At 35.5% G+C, this 20,209-nt stretch carries 15 protein-coding genes; 3 read left to right on the top strand and 12 right to left on the bottom strand.

Annotation, left to right across the window (positions count from 1 at the left end; translation table 11 throughout):
• Window positions 1–10: 10 nt before the first annotated feature.
• The 11 genes from QQS35_RS07410 to QQS35_RS07360 form a co-directional block, all read right to left on the bottom strand.
• Window positions 11–1,585, bottom strand: coding sequence for a glycoside hydrolase family 28 protein (locus tag QQS35_RS07410; RefSeq protein ID WP_285931305.1), 1,575 nt, complete (start codon window positions 1,583–1,585; stop codon window positions 11–13).
• Window positions 1,582–2,283: a rhamnogalacturonan acetylesterase gene (locus QQS35_RS07405; protein ID WP_285931304.1), complete on the bottom strand. Its 702-nt coding sequence runs from the start codon at window positions 2,281–2,283 to the stop codon at window positions 1,582–1,584. The genes QQS35_RS07410 and QQS35_RS07405 overlap by 4 nt, the downstream gene beginning before the upstream one ends.
• 209 nt (window positions 2,284–2,492) lie before the next feature.
• Complete coding sequence (locus QQS35_RS07400; RefSeq protein WP_285931303.1) at window positions 2,493–3,599, bottom strand: glycoside hydrolase family 88/105 protein; 1,107 nt, start codon at window positions 3,597–3,599, stop codon at window positions 2,493–2,495.
• 132 nt (window positions 3,600–3,731) lie between these two features.
• Window positions 3,732–5,291, bottom strand: coding sequence for a glycoside hydrolase family 43 protein (locus QQS35_RS07395; RefSeq protein ID WP_285931302.1), 1,560 nt, complete (start codon window positions 5,289–5,291; stop codon window positions 3,732–3,734).
• Window positions 5,292–5,314: 23 nt separating this feature from the next.
• A complete protein-coding gene (locus QQS35_RS07390; RefSeq protein WP_285931301.1) occupies window positions 5,315–6,865 on the bottom strand; it encodes a glycoside hydrolase family 43 protein in 1,551 nt (516 codons plus the stop codon).
• Window positions 6,866–6,896: 31 nt separating this feature from the next.
• Entirely contained in the window at window positions 6,897–8,426 is a 1,530-nt protein-coding gene (locus tag QQS35_RS07385) for a glycoside hydrolase family 28 protein (RefSeq protein WP_285931300.1), read from the bottom strand.
• A 19-nt stretch (window positions 8,427–8,445) separates the two neighbouring features.
• Window positions 8,446–8,760, bottom strand: a complete 315-nt coding sequence (locus QQS35_RS07380; RefSeq protein ID WP_285931299.1) for a cupin domain-containing protein — start codon at window positions 8,758–8,760, stop codon at window positions 8,446–8,448.
• A 26-nt stretch (window positions 8,761–8,786) separates the two neighbouring features.
• Window positions 8,787–9,980, bottom strand: coding sequence for an MFS transporter (locus tag QQS35_RS07375; protein ID WP_285931298.1), 1,194 nt, complete (start codon window positions 9,978–9,980; stop codon window positions 8,787–8,789).
• Window positions 9,981–10,011: 31 nt separating this feature from the next.
• Window positions 10,012–11,124: a prenyltransferase/squalene oxidase repeat-containing protein gene (locus QQS35_RS07370; protein WP_285931297.1), complete on the bottom strand. Its 1,113-nt coding sequence runs from the start codon at window positions 11,122–11,124 to the stop codon at window positions 10,012–10,014.
• A gap of 137 nt (window positions 11,125–11,261) precedes the next feature.
• Window positions 11,262–12,152, bottom strand: a complete 891-nt coding sequence (locus QQS35_RS07365; RefSeq protein WP_285931296.1) for a carbohydrate ABC transporter permease — start codon at window positions 12,150–12,152, stop codon at window positions 11,262–11,264.
• Window positions 12,153–12,173: 21 nt separating this feature from the next.
• Window positions 12,174–13,142, bottom strand: a complete 969-nt coding sequence (locus QQS35_RS07360) for an ABC transporter permease (protein WP_285931295.1) — start codon at window positions 13,140–13,142, stop codon at window positions 12,174–12,176.
• A 240-nt stretch (window positions 13,143–13,382) separates the two neighbouring features.
• Between QQS35_RS07360 and QQS35_RS07355 the strand changes: the two genes are divergently transcribed.
• Window positions 13,383–14,285: a pectinesterase family protein gene (locus tag QQS35_RS07355; protein ID WP_285931293.1), complete on the top strand. Its 903-nt coding sequence runs from the start codon at window positions 13,383–13,385 to the stop codon at window positions 14,283–14,285.
• Between the two features lie 157 nt (window positions 14,286–14,442).
• Here the strand turns inward: QQS35_RS07355 and QQS35_RS07350 are convergent, their stop codons facing one another.
• Entirely contained in the window at window positions 14,443–15,978 is a 1,536-nt protein-coding gene (locus tag QQS35_RS07350) for an extracellular solute-binding protein (RefSeq protein ID WP_285931292.1), read from the bottom strand.
• Window positions 15,979–17,128: 1,150 nt separating this feature from the next.
• On the opposite strand from QQS35_RS07350, the gene QQS35_RS07345 reads away from it, so the two are divergent.
• Entirely contained in the window at window positions 17,129–17,767 is a 639-nt protein-coding gene (locus QQS35_RS07345) for a YesL family protein (protein ID WP_285931291.1), read from the top strand.
• 69 nt (window positions 17,768–17,836) lie between these two features.
• Window positions 17,837–20,134 (top strand): AraC family transcriptional regulator, encoded by a 2,298-nt coding sequence (locus QQS35_RS07340; RefSeq protein WP_285931290.1) that lies wholly within the window; start codon window positions 17,837–17,839, stop codon window positions 20,132–20,134.
• Window positions 20,135–20,209 lie beyond the last annotated feature (75 nt).

The following is a 20,209-nucleotide window of genomic DNA, read 5'->3' as shown; positions in this document are numbered from 1 at the left end:
TACGGACTAATTAGTTAATCACAATCTGATTTCGGTTAACTTCGGTAGCTACTTCTAGCATTTGCTCACAGTTAACCTTACTATCAATACATTTAATAGACCTATTGTTTATTCCAGATACATCCATAAACGTACATACTTGGGTATGATTTTTGAATTCTTTGATAAAAATCTCATCACAGTTTTTTATTTTCATTAGGGGGCCCTTATTTATGTCAACTTCCATATTACAAAAATCAAGTTTTTTCGCATTAGAAACTTCGATACCATTCTGTGAAACAATTGAAATTTTTTTAAAAGTAATAGAATCAAGTGGCATCTCTGGTAGACCTTTTAGTACAATAGCTGACGTTGCATTTGTACATTGGATATCTTCCATATAAATATTCCGGAAAACTGGAGTGCCATCTGTCACCTCTTCTTCTAAATCATCTATCTGTTCTTCTTCATAGTACATCTGAAAAATGATAGCCTCTTGATTAATCTTGTTCATCCGAATCTTTTCAATGGAAATATTCTCTACTATTCCGCCTCTACCTCTAACTGTTTTAAAACGAATGCCTTTATCCGTTCCAGAAAATAAACAATCCCTTACCTTAATGTTCCGAACACCACCGGACATCTCACTACCGATAACCACTCCACCATGTCCACTGTAGACAATGCATCGTTCCACTAAAATGTCTTCACTCGGGACTGCAATCCTTCTACCAGCTTCATTTTTTCCAGACTTTATACATATGGCATCATCCCCTACATCAAACACAGAGTCTGTAACAGTAGCATAACGACATGATTCTAAATCAAGCCCATCACCATTTTGAGAATACCAAGGGTTCCTTACAGTTATGTTCCGAATCGTTATGTGCTGACATAACCACGGGTGTAAATTCCAAGCAGGAGAGTTTTGAAATGTTGGACCATCTATTAAAATTCTTTTAGATTTTCGTAAACTTAATAGATTTGGTCGTAAATATTCACGAACCGGTAGATAGTCTTCTATTTCAACAAAAGGTTTATTTTTCAGTTCTGCTAGTATCGATGACCCGTTTTTCGCTTTTTGTGTAGGCCACCATATCTCGTTCTCTTCGTCAATAGTCCCTCCAGATTCTACCAATTTTGCCCACTGTTTCTCTGTCATCTTCCACTTTTTGACCGGACGCCACCGCTCCCCAGACCCATCAAAGACTCCTTTACCTGTTATCGCCACATCTTCTAGACCTTCTCCATCTATCGGGGATTGGCAACGCACAACTGGTTCACCTTCAAAGCTAGACATAATTAAAGGATATGCCTTGTAATCATCCGTAAACAAAACGAGTGAACCAAACTCCACATGCAAATTCACTTTGCTTTTCAGCCGAAGCGGACCTGTTAACCAAATACCTGAAGGGATAACTACTGTTCCGCCACCGGCATTAGAACAAACCTCAATCGTTTTGTTAATTGCCTCTGTATTAAGATGTACACCATCGCCAATTGCACCGTAATCCTTAACATTAAAGCGCTCTTCCGATATTATTGGTAAATCCACTATAAATGAAGGGATCTGTTTGTTTTCCAGTGGTTTATATTCACTAGTCATACGTTCCCTCCATGTACACTTTCTTTTAAGCACTTTACTAGTGGAAAATCGAATTCTTTTAATCCATCTACAACTAACTGTGCAATTCGTTCGGCACCTTCCAGAGAAAAATGAGTATTATCTTGCTCACCATCTGGGTAATAATCGTATTCTCCTGGTTCTAGCCACATAAAAAGCTTTTTAGAAGACCTGTCTCCTAATTTTGCCAACATTGTTGTACTAGACTTCGTTATATCAATTAGCGGAACATCTAATTCCTGTGCTAGCTCTCGCATTGCAACAGGATAATCCTTATGCGAATCAATTACACTACCATCTGGTTCAAAATTCCTCCTCTGCACCGGTGTTAACAAAACTGGTTGTGCTTGTTTTTTTCTTGCTACTTCTATAAAAGCACGCAAGTTTTTCTTATACGTTGTAAAGGGATCCGTGTATCGCTCACTATCTACTTTTGAATCATTGTGACCGAATTGGATAAACAAGTAGTCATTCGGACGAATCTTTTCGTCAATCTGTTGCAAACGTTCTTCTTCCATAAATGTTTTCGTACTACGACCAGAGGCCCCATGATTACAAACTATAACATCCTCTTTAAAATGATTTTGAAACACTTGCCCCCAGCCTGTTCTCGGATATCTTTCGGGTTCGTAATCAGACATTGTCGAGTCACCGGCTAAATATACATGAATTTTCTCCATGGTTCTTCACCACCATTTTATTAGTTATTCTTGTTTTTTGAGTCATTTTCATAATTACCTTATTCAGTCATCTAAGGGCAAGTAGGTGACGACAAAATTGGTATTATGAAATTCATTTTTTCAGCTAACTTTTCTAATATTTCTATTGATTCCGAACTGTAGTCACTATAGATTGGAAGTTACATTCTCTAAACATATGATTGTGTAATCTATTGATCATGCTGGTGAATTTGAACACTTGCTAATATAAAAGCTCCTACACCATGAAGATCATTTTCACTCGTTTCTCGGTTAACATAGTAATCATAAACACCGATCGATGTTCCAATACAAATTCCACTTAGTGTTAAGTTACCTTTGTTATCAACGTCAATGCTATGTTTTAAAAGACCTTCATATCCTTTAACTGCCGCTTCAAAATAGGACTCATCTATATATCCTTTGTTTACTGCTTTTGCAATGGAATAAACAAACAAACTAGAGCATGAACTTTCTAGCCAGTTATCTGGTTGATCACCCTTGTCAACGATTTGATACCATAGTCCAGTCTCTTTGTCTTGAAACTTGATAAGATTATCAATTAATTCTCGTACAACAAGTTTCAACTCATCACGTTTCGGATGATTTTCAGGTAACATTTCTATAAAATTCGTCGTTACCATACTGTACCAACCAAGTGCACGCCCCCACACCTCAGGAGCATGACCATTGTGAGTTGCCCATGGCGCTTGTTTACTCTCATCATATCCATGGTAATAAAGCCCCGTAATTTCATTTTTTGTGTTATTCCTCATTAATTCTTCTTGATACATTACTAAATCAGTTAATTCAGGTTCATCAAACAGCTGTCCATACTGGATAGCAAACGGTCCACCCATATATAAGCCATCTAACCACATTTGGTATGGGTATTTGTCCTTATGCCAGAAACCGCCCTCTCTCGTTTTATTCAACGTCTTCAGTAAGTTTCTAAGTTTTGTGGCAGCGATCTTATACCGTTTTTCACCAGTTTTTTCATATAAAGGAAGTAATAATAGACCTGGCTGGATAGCATCTAACTCACTACGAGCAAACAGAAAATTCCCTTCCTCATCTATAAGCTTATCTACATACTCTTTAAAGTAGTCGTAATAAGATTCTTCATTAGTTTCTTTCCATACATCATGCATTCCACATAGAAAAACACCTTGGTGATAATGCCATCTATTTTCTGGCGGAAGTTTAATCGGTTCATACTGATTCATTAAAGTTTTACATGCTTCTTCAGCCCATTCTAATGCTTTTTTTCCTTGATATGTTTTCAGCTTAACAGTCATTCAATCTCCTCCCAATCATTAGGATAATAGTCTTTAAACGAGTCAATTTCATAATTACCTTATTCAGTCATCTAAGGGCAAGTAGGTGACGACAAAATTGGTATTATGAAATTGATTAAAACAAGTAAGTAATTAAATTTCGTTGTATTCAAACCAATCAAAATCAGCATGGTTATCACTGGCTTTACCGTTGCTACTTGCATAGAGTCCAATATAGGCACCAACAAATCCACCAGCTATATCTGTACTTAAAATAGTTCCATCAACGTTTAAAGCAAGCTCTTTCCAGTCCGTTTCTGTACGATAGAAAAAGCTATATTTTTGGCCATATGCCTCAACCTTTAGATACAGCCTATCTTTATCAATCACCTCGGCAGCTATCTTCTCGTCCTTGCCTTGTTCTCTTCTAATTAATTGAATCTTGTTCTTCTGCCCTTCTAGGACATGTTCCATTCGAAATTGAAAATCATTGTTTTGCAAGAGGACAACACCCGCTGTATCTGATTGTTTATTTGGTTGAAAATCCATCACAGTCGTTACCTCAAAATTAATATGCTGCTGGCGCCTACATACAAAAGCTGGATTTTCCACTTCCATTATTGTCTCTGGTTTTAACTTCAATCGTAAGTATCCTGGTCGTTCTTTTAAAGACCAGAAATTCCCTCGTGGTGTTCGTAGAAAATTCCATTGTAACTGCAAATCTTCTGACTCAAAATTGTCGCAGGCAGGCGGACGGATCCACCTTGTCTCTTTAAGGTTCGGAAACTCCATTTCCATTTCAATCATTCCTTTACCTGGGTTAACAACTGGCCAGCCATCTTCCCAAATAAATGGTGCTAGGAACGTTTCTCTACCAAGATTTCGGTAGTAACCACCATATGGACGAGATCCAAGACAAACCATCCACCAATCTCCGTCTTGTGTTTCAACAATGTCAGCATGACCAACATTAACGATTGGATGTTTTTTTCCAAGGTGGCGATGCGTCAAGATAGGGTTTGTTTCAGTTGACTCATAGGGGCCGGTTATATTTTCACTTCGGGCTATCGTAACGGCATGTGTAAAACCAGTACCACCTTCAGCAATAATAAGATAATACCAACCATTAACCTTATAAAGGTGAGACGCCTCTTGGGCATGGGCCTGTTTTAGTGCACCTTCCCACAAACTAAATGTTGGTCCAACGAGTTCTTTCTTTTCTAGATCTAATTCTTGCAACCAAATCTCATTGTGTTTCGGATATTGTTTTCCTTTCAGCGGTGGACGGTTCCCAGTGTAGTAAGCCTTTCCATCCTCATCAAAAAACAAGGATGGATCGATTCCAGGTGCACCTTCCAACCAAATTGGATCAGACCAAGGACCAGCGGGGTCTGTTGCTGTTACATAAAAGTTCTTTCTAGCTCCCGTTTTACTAACAACAAATGTTGTAATCATATAAAAAACACCATCATGATAGCGGATTGTAGGCGCATAGATGCCCTTTGAACATGGCGTTTCATCTAGATTTAATTGTGACGGACGATCTAACACATGACCTATTTGACGCCAATTTACTAAGTCTTTACTGTGAAAGATGGGTACTCCTGGAAAATACTCGAACGTAGATGTAACTACGTAATAATCTTCTCCTACCCTACAAATAGAGGGATCTGGATAGAAACCTGGTATGATAGGGTTTTTGAATGTTTTCATACGCTTACACCTCCATTACTGTCTTATTTATGAATCTTAAACCAATGCACATCCGTGTAACCTGAACTGTCTGAAATCCCTTCCTTTACACAAAACATCCCTACCTGACTCCCTATCCATTGACCAGGAGTTGCGACAAACGAATCACCGATTTTGATGAAATGTTCACCATCCGTGCTGTAAGTAAATTGACATTTTGCTCCAATATCTACTACTACCTGAAGATACAAGTTAACCTTGTTGGATTGCTCTAGTTTAATTACATCTTCAAGCACTTCCGATTCAGACAGATTTCCTGTTACTTTTGAGATAGTTAGATTGCCTTCTATCTTTTTCACTTTAAGTGAGGAATACTGCCTGCCCGTCACGATAAATCCAAGACAATCATCCTCGCTTGCTGGTTTAAATGTTAGCTTTGTTGTCGCTTTAAAGGTTGGTGAAGGAAATTTTTGTGTTACGATATTTGGAAGATCATATAAGGTTCTTAAATAATTAGGTTGAGAAACAGCATGTAGTCTTAGTCGGTTATCTAAAAGCGTGTACCAGCTATTGTTTACATTGGCCTTCCATTGCCACTGAAGTCCCAACGTTTCACCTGTAAAGTCATCAGACATTTGTGGTACAGTAACTTCTTTATTTTCTATAGACACTGATGGTTTCTTCCATTCCAGTACCGGTTCACCTACACCATTTTCATCCTGGTCTGTCCCCATTATCGGCCAATCGTTCTCCCAGCTCATTGGCTGAAGATGCGTGATTCTGCCGTAAGCACCTTTATCTTGAAAATGAATAAACCAACTTTCTCCAGATTCAAGCCCAACCCAGCCTCCTTGATGTGGACCATTCACATCTGTTTGTCCCTGTTCCAAGACAATTTTGTCCTCATATGGACCATAAACTGATTTCGAACGCAAAACCGTTTGCCAACCAGTCGCAACACCACCAGCCGGTGCAAAAATATAATAATAGCCATTTCGTTTATACATTTTAGGACCTTCAATAGTTGGGTGATTTTCTGTGCCATCAAAAATATATCTTCCTTCATCTAGAAGCTCTGTACCATCTGGCTTCATTTTACAAACTTGTAATATGTGTTTGATACCAGCCCTACTTCTAGCAAATGCGTGGACTAAATATGCATTTCCGTCGTTATCCCAAAACGGGCACGGATCAATCCACCCCTTCGCCTTTTTCACTAGATGCAAAGGACTCCATTCACCAAATGGATCGTCCGTTGTACTCATATAAATCCCTTCATCAGGAGCACCAATAAACACCCAATACTTCCCATCGTGATAACGGATACTTGGCGCCCAAACCCCATCACCATGACGTGGTAACTCATAGGAGGAATCAGGAAATGTATCAGAAACATAATTTATAATTTCCCAATTCACTAGATTCTTAGAATGTAAGATTGGCAAACACGGAGACATATTAAAGCTTGATGCCACCATGAAGAAATCGTCACCTACTCTAATCACGTCAGGGTCAGAATAATCAGCATGGATGATTGGATTTTGGTAATAGCCATTTCCTAAATCAGCGACCCATACATTGTTAGTCTCCTTCATCACTTCATCCCCCCCTTTACTACTAAATTCTTCAGTTAAATAGTATTTTGCTTGAGCTGTCCTTATCTAATGCAGCATATTCATCCGCTAAATTTATCGATTGTCTTCCACAAATATATATATCCTCCACATTGTTAAGTTTTACAACTGGTGTATTCGCATGGATATTTTTCATCGTCAGATTATCAATTTCTGCATCTTTAGTTTCCTCTAGAAATAATGCACAGCCTTGTCGTGTTTCAACACGAACACGATGAAACTCAATTCCCTCAACGTACTTACAGAAGATACCTTCACCAACCATAAAGATTTCCTCTTTAACCATATCTGGTTCACCGCCTGCTGCTGCAGGGTCATTTGTCATTTCTATCGTTACATGACGTAAACTAATGTCTTTTACAGGCATTTCAGGAAGTCCATATATAAATCCTGCTGCAGCACGACATTTCTTTGCTGTGACATTGCTAATTTGAATATGTTCTATCACTGGCGTTTTTTCAGTAATAGGCATAGGCGACTGATCAACCATCGATGGATCAGTTAGATCGACACCATAGCGATAAAAAGAATTAATCGCAATTGGACATAATACATCTTCCATGAATATATTGTTAACGAGAATATTTCGGATATAGCCTCCTCTGGCACGGTTCGTTTTCAAACGAATTCCACGATCAGTCCCAATAAACACACAATTAGAAACGGTTACATTTTGGATACCTCCTGAGTTTTCGCTCCCCAGAACAACACCACCATGCCCATGAATCATCGTACAATTTGTAATTGTAATGTTTTCTGAAGGTTTACCTATTCTTCTTCCTTGCTCGTTGATGCCAGACTTCACTGCAATACAATCATCACCAACATCAAAATAGCAGTCAGATACCCGAACACTAGAGCAAGAGTCAATATCAAGCCCATCCCCATTTGGAGTATCCGATGGATTTCTTATCGTGACATTATGTACCGTCACATTGTCACAGTAAACCAAATGCGTATTCCAAAATGGAGAATACTGTAACGTAATTCCATCTAACGTAACATTTTCACAATTCATTAATTGTAATAGGGCTGGACGTAAGAACTGTGAATCCCATTCCACTAAATTAGTATTTTCTGGTTCAGTTAACTCCTTATTCAATTCCGCTATTTCGTCCGTTTCAATCGATTGATAGTTAATACCCTGCTTCAAATCCCTATTCACTTTCCACCAGGACTCGCCCTGACCGTCAATGACACCGTCACCTTTTATCGAAATGTTTTTCAAATCTTTTCCGTAAATTAACGGTGAGAAACCGAAACATTCATAGCCAGACCACCTAGTTAAAACCGGTGGATAGGCATTAAAATCATCGGTGAATAATATTGTTGCTCCTGCATCCACATACAATGTAATATTACTTTCCAAATGAATTGGTCCTGTTAAATAAGTTCCGGCAGGGAAATAAACCATCCCACCACCTTGATTACTACAAGCCTCAATCGTTTTTCGAATACTAGTTGTATTTAGATTCTTCCCATTACCTTCTGCACCATAGTTTTTTACATTATAGGAATACAAGTTACAGTCCTCCCAACTTTCATTTGAGTAAATCTTCACGTAACGGATTAAACGTATCTAATAGGCTACTTGGCTCTAGTGCTTTCACACCATGTACAGCATCGCTTGGAATATGAATGGATTCACCTTGAGACAGAATCGTAATTGCACCTTCTATATCAAATTCCATTTTACCTTTCAGACAGTAAGTTAACTGCTCATGTGGGTGACTATGTTTTGCCCCAATTGCCCCTGTCTCAAATTCCACTTCCATCATCATTATGTTTTTACCAGGCTCATGAATCTTTCTTGTTACACCTGAATCCACGTTTTCCCAGTTGCCAATGTTGGCCATAAAAAAATCCTCCTATATTATGTTTATTATTTTTCCTTTGCTAAAAAAGGAAGAATCATTTGAATTACCATCACTATGAAAATGACATACGCAACAACCGATGTATCGATATCATTAGAAAAGATCATAAAAATGATAATTCCCATACCTCTTCCTAGATTGATGATTGTTTCTCTTAGAACGACAGATTCCACACGAAATTCTCGTTTAAGTGGCAGTAAATCTATCCACTTTAAGTAATAGGCTGCAAATGAATTTGCTTGTAGTGGCTTAAATAGATGGCTAATACACATAAATAAAATAACTGTAAGCATATTTATATCCCAGATTAAAAATAAAGCTGAAAGTGTAAAACCTAACGCTGCAACTAATAAGTATTTTCTAGTAGAATTTATTACTGCAAATCTAGATATTAGGTAACTGGAAATAATAGAAAGACCTAAAAAACCAACATTTAAGTAGCCCACAACACTTTCATCATTAAAAATGCTATAAATAAGTATCGGTGGGATATACATCAATACACCTTGGGGGAATCCAATTAAAAACCAACCGATCAGCGCTTTAAGGAAGTTTGGCTTTTTACGGATCATTAAGGGTAAATATTTCATGTAATACGTTCGATGATGAATATGTTCTTTTTGAATTCGGAAACTACCAATAGTCGCTATGACAAACATAAGAAACGCTAAAGAGAAGACAATAATATAACCACCAAGCTCACTTGAGATACTAATTATCCAACCTGCAAGAGCGGGGCCTAATAAATTCGATCCCCCCATTACTATCTGATTCCAACCAAGATACCGGTGCCGGTTACTGTTGGAGGATACTTGGTGAACAATGGTAAAATACGCCACCCAATATAACCCTTGAGCTATCCCTTTAATCAATGCGAACCAATAAAAATGATTGATGATACCCTCTTGTACAATTACAATACAAAGGTAGAAAAAAGCTGTTAGGAAGATACCATAACGGTACATGATTGTTCGGCCTTTTTTCTTGGCCACTTTCCCGATAGAAAAAGTTGTAGCTGCTTGTGTCAAAATTGCAATCAAGTTATATAAGCCATTGACCCATAAGCTGTTCGTCAATCTCCATAAGTACAAGTTAACAAAAATGATTGATAACGAATTTCCAAACTGATAGATAGCGTGATTAACAAGTATTTGAACAGCTTGTGGTGCGAGTTGTTTATTCTCAATTCGTTTTTTCATCTATTTGCAACACTTCTTTCAATTCAACATTTCAAGTCTGTTGCAGAAATTTCAAAAAGTTATTGGCATTTTTATGTGGATTAATTTCTTGACCACACAACTGGTAACATTGCATTCGAATCAAAGTGGCTTGTGTACTGGCATTCATATCCCCTTCGTACAATCCTTTACTTAGAGGCACTGGTTCTGGCATATTCGGATATTGTTCACCGCTTTTCACTTGAGCTACATTTGGTGCAATTGGTGAGTTTCCTGATTCCCTAGAAAACCCTCCATCTTCCCTTTTTAACTTTTCCATATTGCTAATGGTTATCTCTATTATTTCTAGTAATTCCTCATCTGGAATCTTTAGATCTAAGTAAGCAAGCAGGTTAATCGGATTACGGATATAGCACATATCCGTCGCCTGTTCTGTTCGGAGACACGTTAGAATACTTTTATAAATCAATTCTTGATTGGGCATTGGGAGTTCAAACCTACTATAAAATGTATGCAGTTTAAACGTACCTGATATTCTTACATAAAGACTTCCCTCTCCCCATAAGCCCGTTTCTTGATTTTGAATACTTTTTAGATATTTCACGGCTTTATTTAGAAACGGCTGTCTGTCTTTCTTTGACATTTGACTCATATATACGCATGAGGTAGCTAGAAGATCACAACCACGCCAACTGTTACTCATATCTATGGATTTCCACTTTTCGAGATAAGATTCCGGTGATTTCACATATATTGGAGCATGGTTAGAATGAAACGGTAATTCGTATAATGGATTATTTCCTAGTTTTCGTAATGAACCAATAGCATAACCAATTGCACGATGGACCATCACTTCATCGTTTCTCATCGACGGGTGTTCATCATAAAAGTAACCGGTTACTGGATCTTGTTTTGATTGGTAAAATTGCGTCATTTTCCGTTTCATGCTGACTGGTATTGACTCTATAAGTCCATTTCTTATTAATATATTTAGTGCTTGTGAAGTCGATTCGATATCAGGGGAAAATTCTCCTATAGAACTTCTGGCATAATAAAATCCACCAGATTTTGGTTCATATTGTTTAGCCAACCATAAAAATAAATCGTCAAACAACACTTCCATTCTTTCAAACTGTTCCTTTAAATTATTTGAATAATTCGACATCCACCCACCTACTTTTCTCTTAGTTACAGTAAATTAATAGAGAGGATTAAAATATTTAATACCGTATCTAGTCGCACCTGTCTTTCTCCTTGTAGACAGGTGCCAGACCTTTCATTACCTAAACAGGTTCGATCTTTTTAACCTTTTACAGAACCTAGTAAGGCACCTTTCGCAAAATACTTTTGAAGGAAAGGATATACCAGTAATACAGGAACTGTTGCAACAACAATGGTAGCCATTTTAACTGTAACTTCCGGTGGTGGAACATCTGTATATGACGCACCATCATAGTTAATACCACTAGCAAGTACAACAATTTGTCTTAAAAGAACTTGCACAGGCCATTTAGCAGAGTCACTCAAATACAATATTGCGTGCATATAGGTATTCCAGTAAGTAACTGCGTAAAAGAGAGCGATTGTTGCAATAGCTGGTAAAGATATTGGAATGACAATACGGAACAGAATACTAAAGTCATGTGCACCATCAATCTTCGCTGATTCTTCTAAACTTTGTGGAATATTCATAAAAAAGCTTCGTAAAATAATCATGTTGAATGCATTAATGGTTACAGGAATAACTAGTGCCCAAAGTGAGTTCATTAAGCCTGTTTCCTGAACAACTAAGAAAGTAGGAATCATACCACCATTAAACAGCATCGTAAAAATGATTAAGAAATTTATAACTCTTCTTCCTACAAGGTCTCTTCGGGATAAACCATAAGCAGTTAATACAGAGAAAAACATACTCCATATCGTTCCACCAATTGTTACTACAGCTGAGACACCTAAAGCCCTAAATATTGTGTCTGTTGAAAATATATAACGATAGGCACTCAAGCTAAATTCTGTAGGAAAAAGCAAAAACTTTGTATTGGCAACTTCTGCACTTGTAGCGAATGAACTACCTAACACATGAATGAACGGCAGAATCGTTATGATTCCTAGAAGTCCAAGTAATAAATAGTTAAAAAAATCAAAGATATTACTTCCTTTTAATCCTCTTTTTCTACTTTTAATTTTCTGCATGTATTTCACCCCTTAGTTTGATTAGTATATTCCTTCTTCATTAAATCGCTTGGCTAATTTATTCGCAAAGATTACCATGATTAACCCAACAATTCCTTTAAAGAAGCCTACTGCGGTACTGTAACTAAATTGACCTTGTTGCAGACCTGCAACATAAACATACGTATCAAATATTTCTGCTACTTCACGATTCGATGCATTTAATAATAGATACACATGCTCAAATCCAAGTTCAAGAACATCACCAATTTTCAAGATTAGTAAAACAATGATTACACTTCTAATTGCTGGTAAAGTAATATGCCACATTTGTCTGAAACGATTTGCCCCGTCCATTTTTGCTGCTTCATATAACTGTGGATCTACTGCTGTAATGGCTGCCAAAAAGATAATTGTGCCCCAGCCAGCCTCTCGCCATATTACTTGGATAATATACATTGGCCGAAACCAATCTGCATTCATAAGAAAATTTACTTTTTCAAACCCAAGAACTTCGAATATCGAGTTGATAATACCGCCATCTAATGTAAGCATCACATAACTAATGGAAACAATTACAACCCATGACATAAAGTGAGGTATATAAACTAGCGTCTGTATTCCTCTCTTAAAGAATGAATGCCTTACTTCATTTAACATTAATGATATAAGGATAGGGATTGGGAAAAAGACAAAAATTTGTAAAGCAAATAATATAAGGGTGTTCTTAAAAATCATCCAGAAATCCGGACTAGTAAACAACCGCTTAAAATGTTCTAAACCTACCCACTCACTACCGGAAATACCAAGATATGGCTTGTAGTCTTGAAATGAAATGATTAACCCGTACATTGGTAGATACTTATATACAATAAAGTAAAGAATTCCAGGTAAGATCATTAAATACAGTAGTTTATTTTTCTTAATTTGTTTCCACTTTTGAGCTCTTAACTTCTTTTTTATATCGATGTTTACGTCTCTACTAGAATCTGTAATCGGTGTATGTTCCATAAGCAACTCTCCCCTTTTTAAGATTTGATAATTGTTTTGCTTGCTTTATAACTTATTTAAATCCTAATTCAATAAACACGTATGGTAAATAATCATTATGTTATCAACTCAATGTTTAAAGCGTTTTCATTAGTTTGCACCCAGCCTTTTTATCTAGATATAAGATAATGATTATTGTAACTACCTAAGCGTTACAGTAATGTTATATTATAAAAAGCAACGTCAGGAGGAAATACATATATGCATAAAGTTTTCGTAGCCAAAAATGATAATGCTGTATTTCAAACCATTCAAGATGCCATAGACAGCATACGGGTTTTCCCACTAGAGGATGTCACGATTCATATTGCTGATGGCATTTATTATGAAAAGATTATCGTTCCTGAAAATAAACCAAATGTTCATTTGATCGGTGAAAGTCCCGAAAACACAATACTTACCTTTGATGATTATGCAGAGAAAACCGATTATTTTGGTAATAAACTTGGTACATTTAGAACTGCAACAGCAACGATTCATGCAGATAACTTTACCCTTGAAAATATAACGATTGAAAACAGCGCTGGCTTCGGAAAAGATATTGGCCAAGCGGTAGCATTGTATCTTTCTGGCGATCGATGTACGATAAATAACACTCGTTTGTTAGGTAACCAGGATACACTATACACAAGTAAGGGTCGGCAATTTTTCAAAGATTGTTATATCGAAGGGCATGTAGATTTCATTTTTGGTGCTGCCACTGCAGTATTCGAGGAATGTGAGATTCATAGTCTTCGCGAAGGCTACGTTACTGCTGCTTCTACACCTAAAACACAACCCTATGGTTTTGTATTCTTCAACTGCAAACTTACGGGGGAAGCAACAGCTGATTCTGTATTCTTAGGTCGGCCTTGGAGACCTTATGCCCATACTTTATTTATAAATTGCATGTTAGGAAAACATATTAAACTAGTTGGCTGGGATAATTGGCGTAATCCTAATAATGAAAAGACTGCACGGTACGGTGAATATAACAGTTTGGGACCCGGTTCAAATCAAACACATCGCATCCACTGGGCAAATCAATACCATCAAAAAGATACCGATTTACTAACACTTAAGCAAATCTTTACATGCTCTAGTCAATGGTTACCTAATCTATAATAGAAAAGCCTGACTCCATAAAAAATACCAATGGGGGTCAGGCTTTACTATGTTCAACGTTCAATTTCATCATTCTATTTTGTCAACACTACATACAAGAGTCGTAGATGACTGAATAAAGTGATTAGGAAATTAACTACGGTTATAAAATCAATACTTAGTTTGCATTATATTCTTCGATAATTTGTTCTCCACCTTGTGATTTCCAGTTTTCTACAGCATCCTCAAACCCAGCTTCATCTAAATCACCAAGAATATATTGATAGGTTGCATCAGTAATAATCTGTTGAAGACGAGAACCGTCTTGTACAAATGTATCAGAAACTAAAGTAACCGTCGGATCATTTATCAAGTAATTCTCATTATCTTTAAATAGTTCTTCTGATTTTGCTTTAGGTTCATATTCAAAGAACCCTTCATATCTACCATTTGTTTCTGGTTCACCGATTTCAATAGCTTGATAAGGTTTAACTTCTCTATCAAACAAAGCTTGATCTTCAGTTGGAACGGCACCACCATCATTTATTGTGTAATGCTCATCTTCCATACCCCAGTATGCTAAGTTGGAGATTTCTGGAGTCATCATTTGATCAAAGAATCCTAGAATACCTAATAATTCTTCTTCTGTTTCTACAGAACTTTTAGGAAACATCACAAGGTTTCCATACCCAGGAATAGCCCAAACTCCAAATTCACCATCTGGCCCTTCTACATGATTATGAACATCGTATTCCACATCTGGGTTGATTGCCACAGCATCGTTATATAAGCTTACAACATCACCCATAGAACCAACATAAATTCCAGCTGTTCCATTTTTAATAAATTCTTGTTGGTCCACTTTACTTGTTACAGGAAAGTCTTGGTTAATGTAACCGTTTTCACGAAGGTCTTTAAAATAGTCCATTGTTTCTGTATATTCATCAAACATAAATTCAGGTAGCAATTCTCCGTCTTTTTCTCCCCAATAGTTAGGTGTTCCAAACCAAGAAGAAACAGTTTTGAATGCTCCATAGATTAAATCACTACGGTCAGTTACACCAAATGTATCATCTTTACCATTTCCATCAGGATCATCCTCTGTAAATGCTCTAGCCATTTCAAAGAATTCTTCTGTAGTTTCTGGAGCAGAAAGTCCTAAATTGTCTGCCCAATCTTTTCTATATATGATACCTTGTCTAGATAATGGTCTTCCTTGGTATAACGTATAAATTTTCCCATCAACTTTTGTATTGTTAAGAACTTCTTCCTTCATTCCGCTTAAATTCTCAAATTGGTCAAGATATGGTCCGACTTCCCAGAATTGTCCATCCGTAATCGCGTCTCTAAATTGAGTAAAGGTATTTTGATTTTTTAAAAATACTGCATCTGGCAAAGAATTCGTAGCAAATGCAGTGTTTAATCGATCCTCATAGTTGTTATCAGGAACCCACTGGATCTCAATATCCGTGTTTGTTCTCTCCTCAATTTCATTAAGCACCTTTTCTTCAGGTACTTCCGGTGTGTGTAAGTTAGCCATCATAGAGAACTTAACAACTTCATCCGTTTCAACTTCTTCTCCACTTTCATTATCCCCCGTGTCTTCACCTGAATCACTTTCATCTTCTGAAGCGCTTTCATTACTACATGCAGCAAATAATAGAAGTAACGACATAAGCACTAGAAGTCCAGTTAGCCTCTTCCAACTAATCATGGTACCACCCTCCAAAAATTTAATTTTGTTGTACAATTTCAATACTATTTCATTACCAAAAAATTGTATATAATCAGTATCTTACATTATTAACAACGTTTGCAATCAAGCTGATACCATAGCATTACAACTCTTTCCATTTTTTATTAACACTAAAAATAATCATCATGTTTTATTGTTGTTATCGCCCATTTTAACTTATCTTATATGATGATTATTAAAAAGTTCACCGTATTCGCATATACATATTGCTTCGTCTAATTTTACAAATGTGCATTATTACACAAATAAAAAAGGAAATTTATACACAGTTAAATTTCATATAAAAAATAACTATAGTACGTATCTATATTATCTCTTATGTTAGTTCGTCTTACGTTTAAAGAGCTAACGATAGAGCTTTGAAGTTAAATAAATCGTGAAAAACGACTAAAGAAGTACAATTCACTTTCGCAGAATCTACCTTACTGAACAACACCGCACAAGTAAAGGCTAGTATCGATATCAAAAAAGTTTCGGTAGTATTCTATCCTAGGAAGAAATCACTTATTTTTAAAGTCTTCGTGTCCTTCACATTATGGGTTTCTTTAACTTACCAAACACATTTGATTGTAATTAAATTAATAAATTGAATCGGAAGGAAATCTACTGCTGGTAACAACGCAATTCTGAAGCTATTTCCCGCAGTAAGTGACTACCTAAAGACCTGGTAGAGAAGTACAATTTAAATTATAGGTTTATAGACTACTATAAACTAATAAACTTCAATATATATTTCTCCAAAGATTGGTCAATGGGTCACATTATTTTTCCGTCTTCTTTCTTATTATATAACAATAAGCAGTTTTATTATCTTGGGGTAGGTTTTCAGTTTGGTTTATGTTACTATAATAACAACGTTGTTATAAAAAGAATATATACTTAAGATTAATAAGAATTGGATAATCAGATCGTATTGTATCTGGTTGTATTTATACTGAATAAAACAATATGTAACCGCATACACACATATTCACCCATTACTTGTTATTTTTATCCATAGTTTTAAAAATAGATAATTACACTTATTTTATTAGTGAACAATCATGTTATACTTATCTTTCAAATACAAATTTTGTTAATAAACCTAGAAGAAATGAGGGAATTGGTTATGGAAATTAGAGGTCTATGGGGAGGATTTTATACAATTAGTCAATGGGTGATGCGCTTTGTTTATATAAATCTTCTGTGGATTTTTTTTACTATCCTTGGACTTATCTTTTTTGGTCTGATGCCAGCAACCATTAGTATGTTCACGGTTATAAGAAAATGGATTATGAAGCAAACAGATATTCCAATTTTTCAAACCTTCTTCATCACATACAAAAAGGAATTTCTAAAATCCAATTTATTCATGGTTGTAATTCTAGTAGTAGGAGTCTTTTTATATTTCAACTTAAGATATGCCGGGTTTATGGTCGATAGCACGATTTATCCAATACTACTAGGTGGATTTATTATTACTACCTTTTTATATATGATGTTAGTTATTTATATTGCTCCAGTCTACGTACATTTCAACTTATCATTCGCACAATATGTGAAATATGCAATTATGATTGGTGCTACAAATCTACATTATTCAATTACAATTATCGTCAGTATATGTGGAATATACTATATATCTATGAAGGTTCCTGGATTAGTTCCTTTTTTTAGCATTAGTGTCAGTGCCTATATCATTATGTTTGGCGCCAATCTTGCTTTTAATAATCTAGTTAAAAAGAAACAGCAACTAGAACAACAATAGAAATAACATTAAAGTTAATATAACAAACTGCTTTCATAACTACATTCTAAACATAAAGAAGGTCATAGTATGAAAAAGGGATCCATTCGGCATTACTACAAGCTAATTACTTTATTAATAGTTTTAAGTACTGTTCCTGTAATTATCACAGGTAGTCTTTCTTTTTGGAAATCAGCCGATGCAATCCAAGAATACTCCACACAAGAAAAAGTACAAAATGTATATCAAATACAAACAAATGTTGACCAAGTACTAAAGCATGTAGATCTATCGATTACCTACTTTGTAAGATCTACTAAAACAAAACAAATTTTGCGTGAAGAAATGTCTTCAGATACTTTTATTACATATCATGATACGAATAGTGAGTTAAACCAATTACAAACATTGGATACAGGAATTGAGGATATTGTCTTAGCAAGTTTCGAAAAAAAGTGGCTTATAAATAATAACGGATTGTCCAACATCAATGATTCTGAATACAGCGAAATATACTCTACCTATATGTCATTACCTAAATCATCATCTTGGATTTTAGAAGAATATGGCGATATCGCAATCAATAACGATGTCAAAGGTAGCTGTTCACATTATATTAATCTAGTTAAAAAGCTTCCTATCATTGGATCGGAAAAGACTGGAATGGTCAGTGTGTTAATTCCAAGTTGTAAGTTAACAGACATTATGGCTGAAAAAGTCGATTCAGAATCCTTTATAATATTGGACGAATCACAACAAATAATTGCACATAGTAACCCTGGTTATATTGGTAATAACATTGATATACCCGAATCCGTTTTCTCAGATATAGACCAGGATGCTCCAACAGGGCAATTCAATAAAAATATAAATGATACTGACTATAAAATCACCTATAGAACATCTGAATATAATAATTGGACATACTTATCTTTAGTAAAGATAAAAGATTTAAACAAAAAATCGATATCGATAGGTTGGGTCACATTAATTATCTGTTTAGTTTTACTTGTTCTCTCACTTACCTTTGCCTTTATTGGTAGTAGGTCTATATACAGACCTATTAGAAATTTGCATGAATTAATTATTAATTCTTTTCAAAATAAAGAAGAAATACAACAAGATAGATCAAACGAACTTGAATTAATCGAAACACACATAAAGCAGATACTTAATAAGAACAATCAACTCGAAACTCAGATGCAAGGCCAAGTAACTCAACTTAAACAATTTTTCGTCATACGACTTTTACAAGGGAAAGTTGGTCAAGCAGAAATCCCTTCTAAATTAACCTCGTTTAATTATAAACAGAAGTGGAAACAACTAACTGTTTTTACACTTCAAATTGATTCATTTGAGAATAGTCAATTTGATAAAACGGATTCAGATTTGCTTTTATTTGCTATTAATAACGTAATTCAAGATTTAATTGATGCTGATAAAAGCTTAACACCTGTCGTAATTAACAATACTCAAGCAACCGTTTTAATGACAGAATTTGATAGCGATGATAGTTATAGGCACTATATAAATAAACAAGCCGAAATAATTCAGGAGGAAGTTAAAAAGATATTTAAATTATCTGTCAGCATTGGGATAAGTCTACCTTTTGAACAGTTAAACCTTGCAAAAAATGCCTTTAATGAAAGTAAAGAAGCCTTGAAATATCGATTAAAGCTCGGTACTGAATCCATTATTTTTTACGCAAGTCTCGATAGGAATTATCAATTTTTCACATCCTATCCATCAAGTATCAAAAATAAACTATTTGATGCCATTAAGTTAGCCGATAAGGGGAAAGTAGACCAGGAGTTAGATAGATTTTTTGACTTTTTATCGGATAAGAAATTACATCATAATCAATATGATATTATTATCACTAGATTTTTATATGATTTAATGGAATTACAACAATTGCTAGGTATTGAAAATCCTGAGTTAGACAATAGACCAATCATGATGGAATTATATGAACTAAAAACGTTTAAAAGTATTCAGGGGTGGTTTAAAGAAAATATTATTCAACCGCTTATTGAAAAGGTTGAGGAGCGAACAGAATCACAATATAAAACTATATCTGATAAAATGATTCATATCGTTCAAAAAGATTTTGATAAAAATATATCACTCGATTCCATTGCAGCGCAACTTCACTATAATCCGAATTATTTAAGTAGTATTTTTCAAAAAGAAATTAAACGACCTTTCAGTGAATATCTTTTAGCTTATCGTATTTACAAAGCAAAAGAATGGCTAATAGAAACTGATATGTCGGTAAAAGAAATTGCCATGAAGTTACAATATAATAATTCTCAAAATTTCATTCGATCTTTTAGAAAAATAGAAGATACAACACCTGGCAAATATCGATCTCAAAACAAAAAATAAACTAGCAGATTTAGGAAGTTTTCCTACAAACGTTGGAATAGGTAATTCAAAGAGCTGTCATCTAAGATAACAGCT

Source organism: Aquibacillus rhizosphaerae (assembly GCF_030282825.1).
Classification (GTDB): domain Bacteria; phylum Bacillota; class Bacilli; order Bacillales; family Amphibacillaceae; genus Aquibacillus_C; species Aquibacillus_C rhizosphaerae.
This window is presented reverse-complemented; position numbering and strand designations above follow the sequence as displayed.

Coding starts and splice junctions, on each gene's coding strand:
- QQS35_RS07340 (WP_285931290.1), top strand. CDS start 17,837: ATGAAAAAGGGATCCATTCGGCATTACTACAAGCTAATTACTTTATTA.
- QQS35_RS07390 (WP_285931301.1), bottom strand. CDS start 6,865: ATGAAGGAGACTAACAATGTATGGGTCGCTGATTTAGGAAATGGCTAT.
- QQS35_RS07370 (WP_285931297.1), bottom strand. CDS start 11,124: ATGTCGAATTATTCAAATAATTTAAAGGAACAGTTTGAAAGAATGGAA.
- QQS35_RS07350 (WP_285931292.1), bottom strand. CDS start 15,978: ATGATTAGTTGGAAGAGGCTAACTGGACTTCTAGTGCTTATGTCGTTA.
- QQS35_RS07400 (WP_285931303.1), bottom strand. CDS start 3,599: ATGACTGTTAAGCTGAAAACATATCAAGGAAAAAAAGCATTAGAATGG.
- QQS35_RS07365 (WP_285931296.1), bottom strand. CDS start 12,152: ATGCAGAAAATTAAAAGTAGAAAAAGAGGATTAAAAGGAAGTAATATC.
- QQS35_RS07345 (WP_285931291.1), top strand. CDS start 17,129: ATGGAAATTAGAGGTCTATGGGGAGGATTTTATACAATTAGTCAATGG.
- QQS35_RS07355 (WP_285931293.1), top strand. CDS start 13,383: ATGCATAAAGTTTTCGTAGCCAAAAATGATAATGCTGTATTTCAAACC.
- QQS35_RS07395 (WP_285931302.1), bottom strand. CDS start 5,291: ATGAAAACATTCAAAAACCCTATCATACCAGGTTTCTATCCAGATCCC.
- QQS35_RS07410 (WP_285931305.1), bottom strand. CDS start 1,585: ATGACTAGTGAATATAAACCACTGGAAAACAAACAGATCCCTTCATTT.
- QQS35_RS07380 (WP_285931299.1), bottom strand. CDS start 8,760: ATGGCCAACATTGGCAACTGGGAAAACGTGGATTCAGGTGTAACAAGA.
- QQS35_RS07360 (WP_285931295.1), bottom strand. CDS start 13,142: ATGGAACATACACCGATTACAGATTCTAGTAGAGACGTAAACATCGAT.
- QQS35_RS07375 (WP_285931298.1), bottom strand. CDS start 9,980: ATGAAAAAACGAATTGAGAATAAACAACTCGCACCACAAGCTGTTCAA.
- QQS35_RS07405 (WP_285931304.1), bottom strand. CDS start 2,283: ATGGAGAAAATTCATGTATATTTAGCCGGTGACTCGACAATGTCTGAT.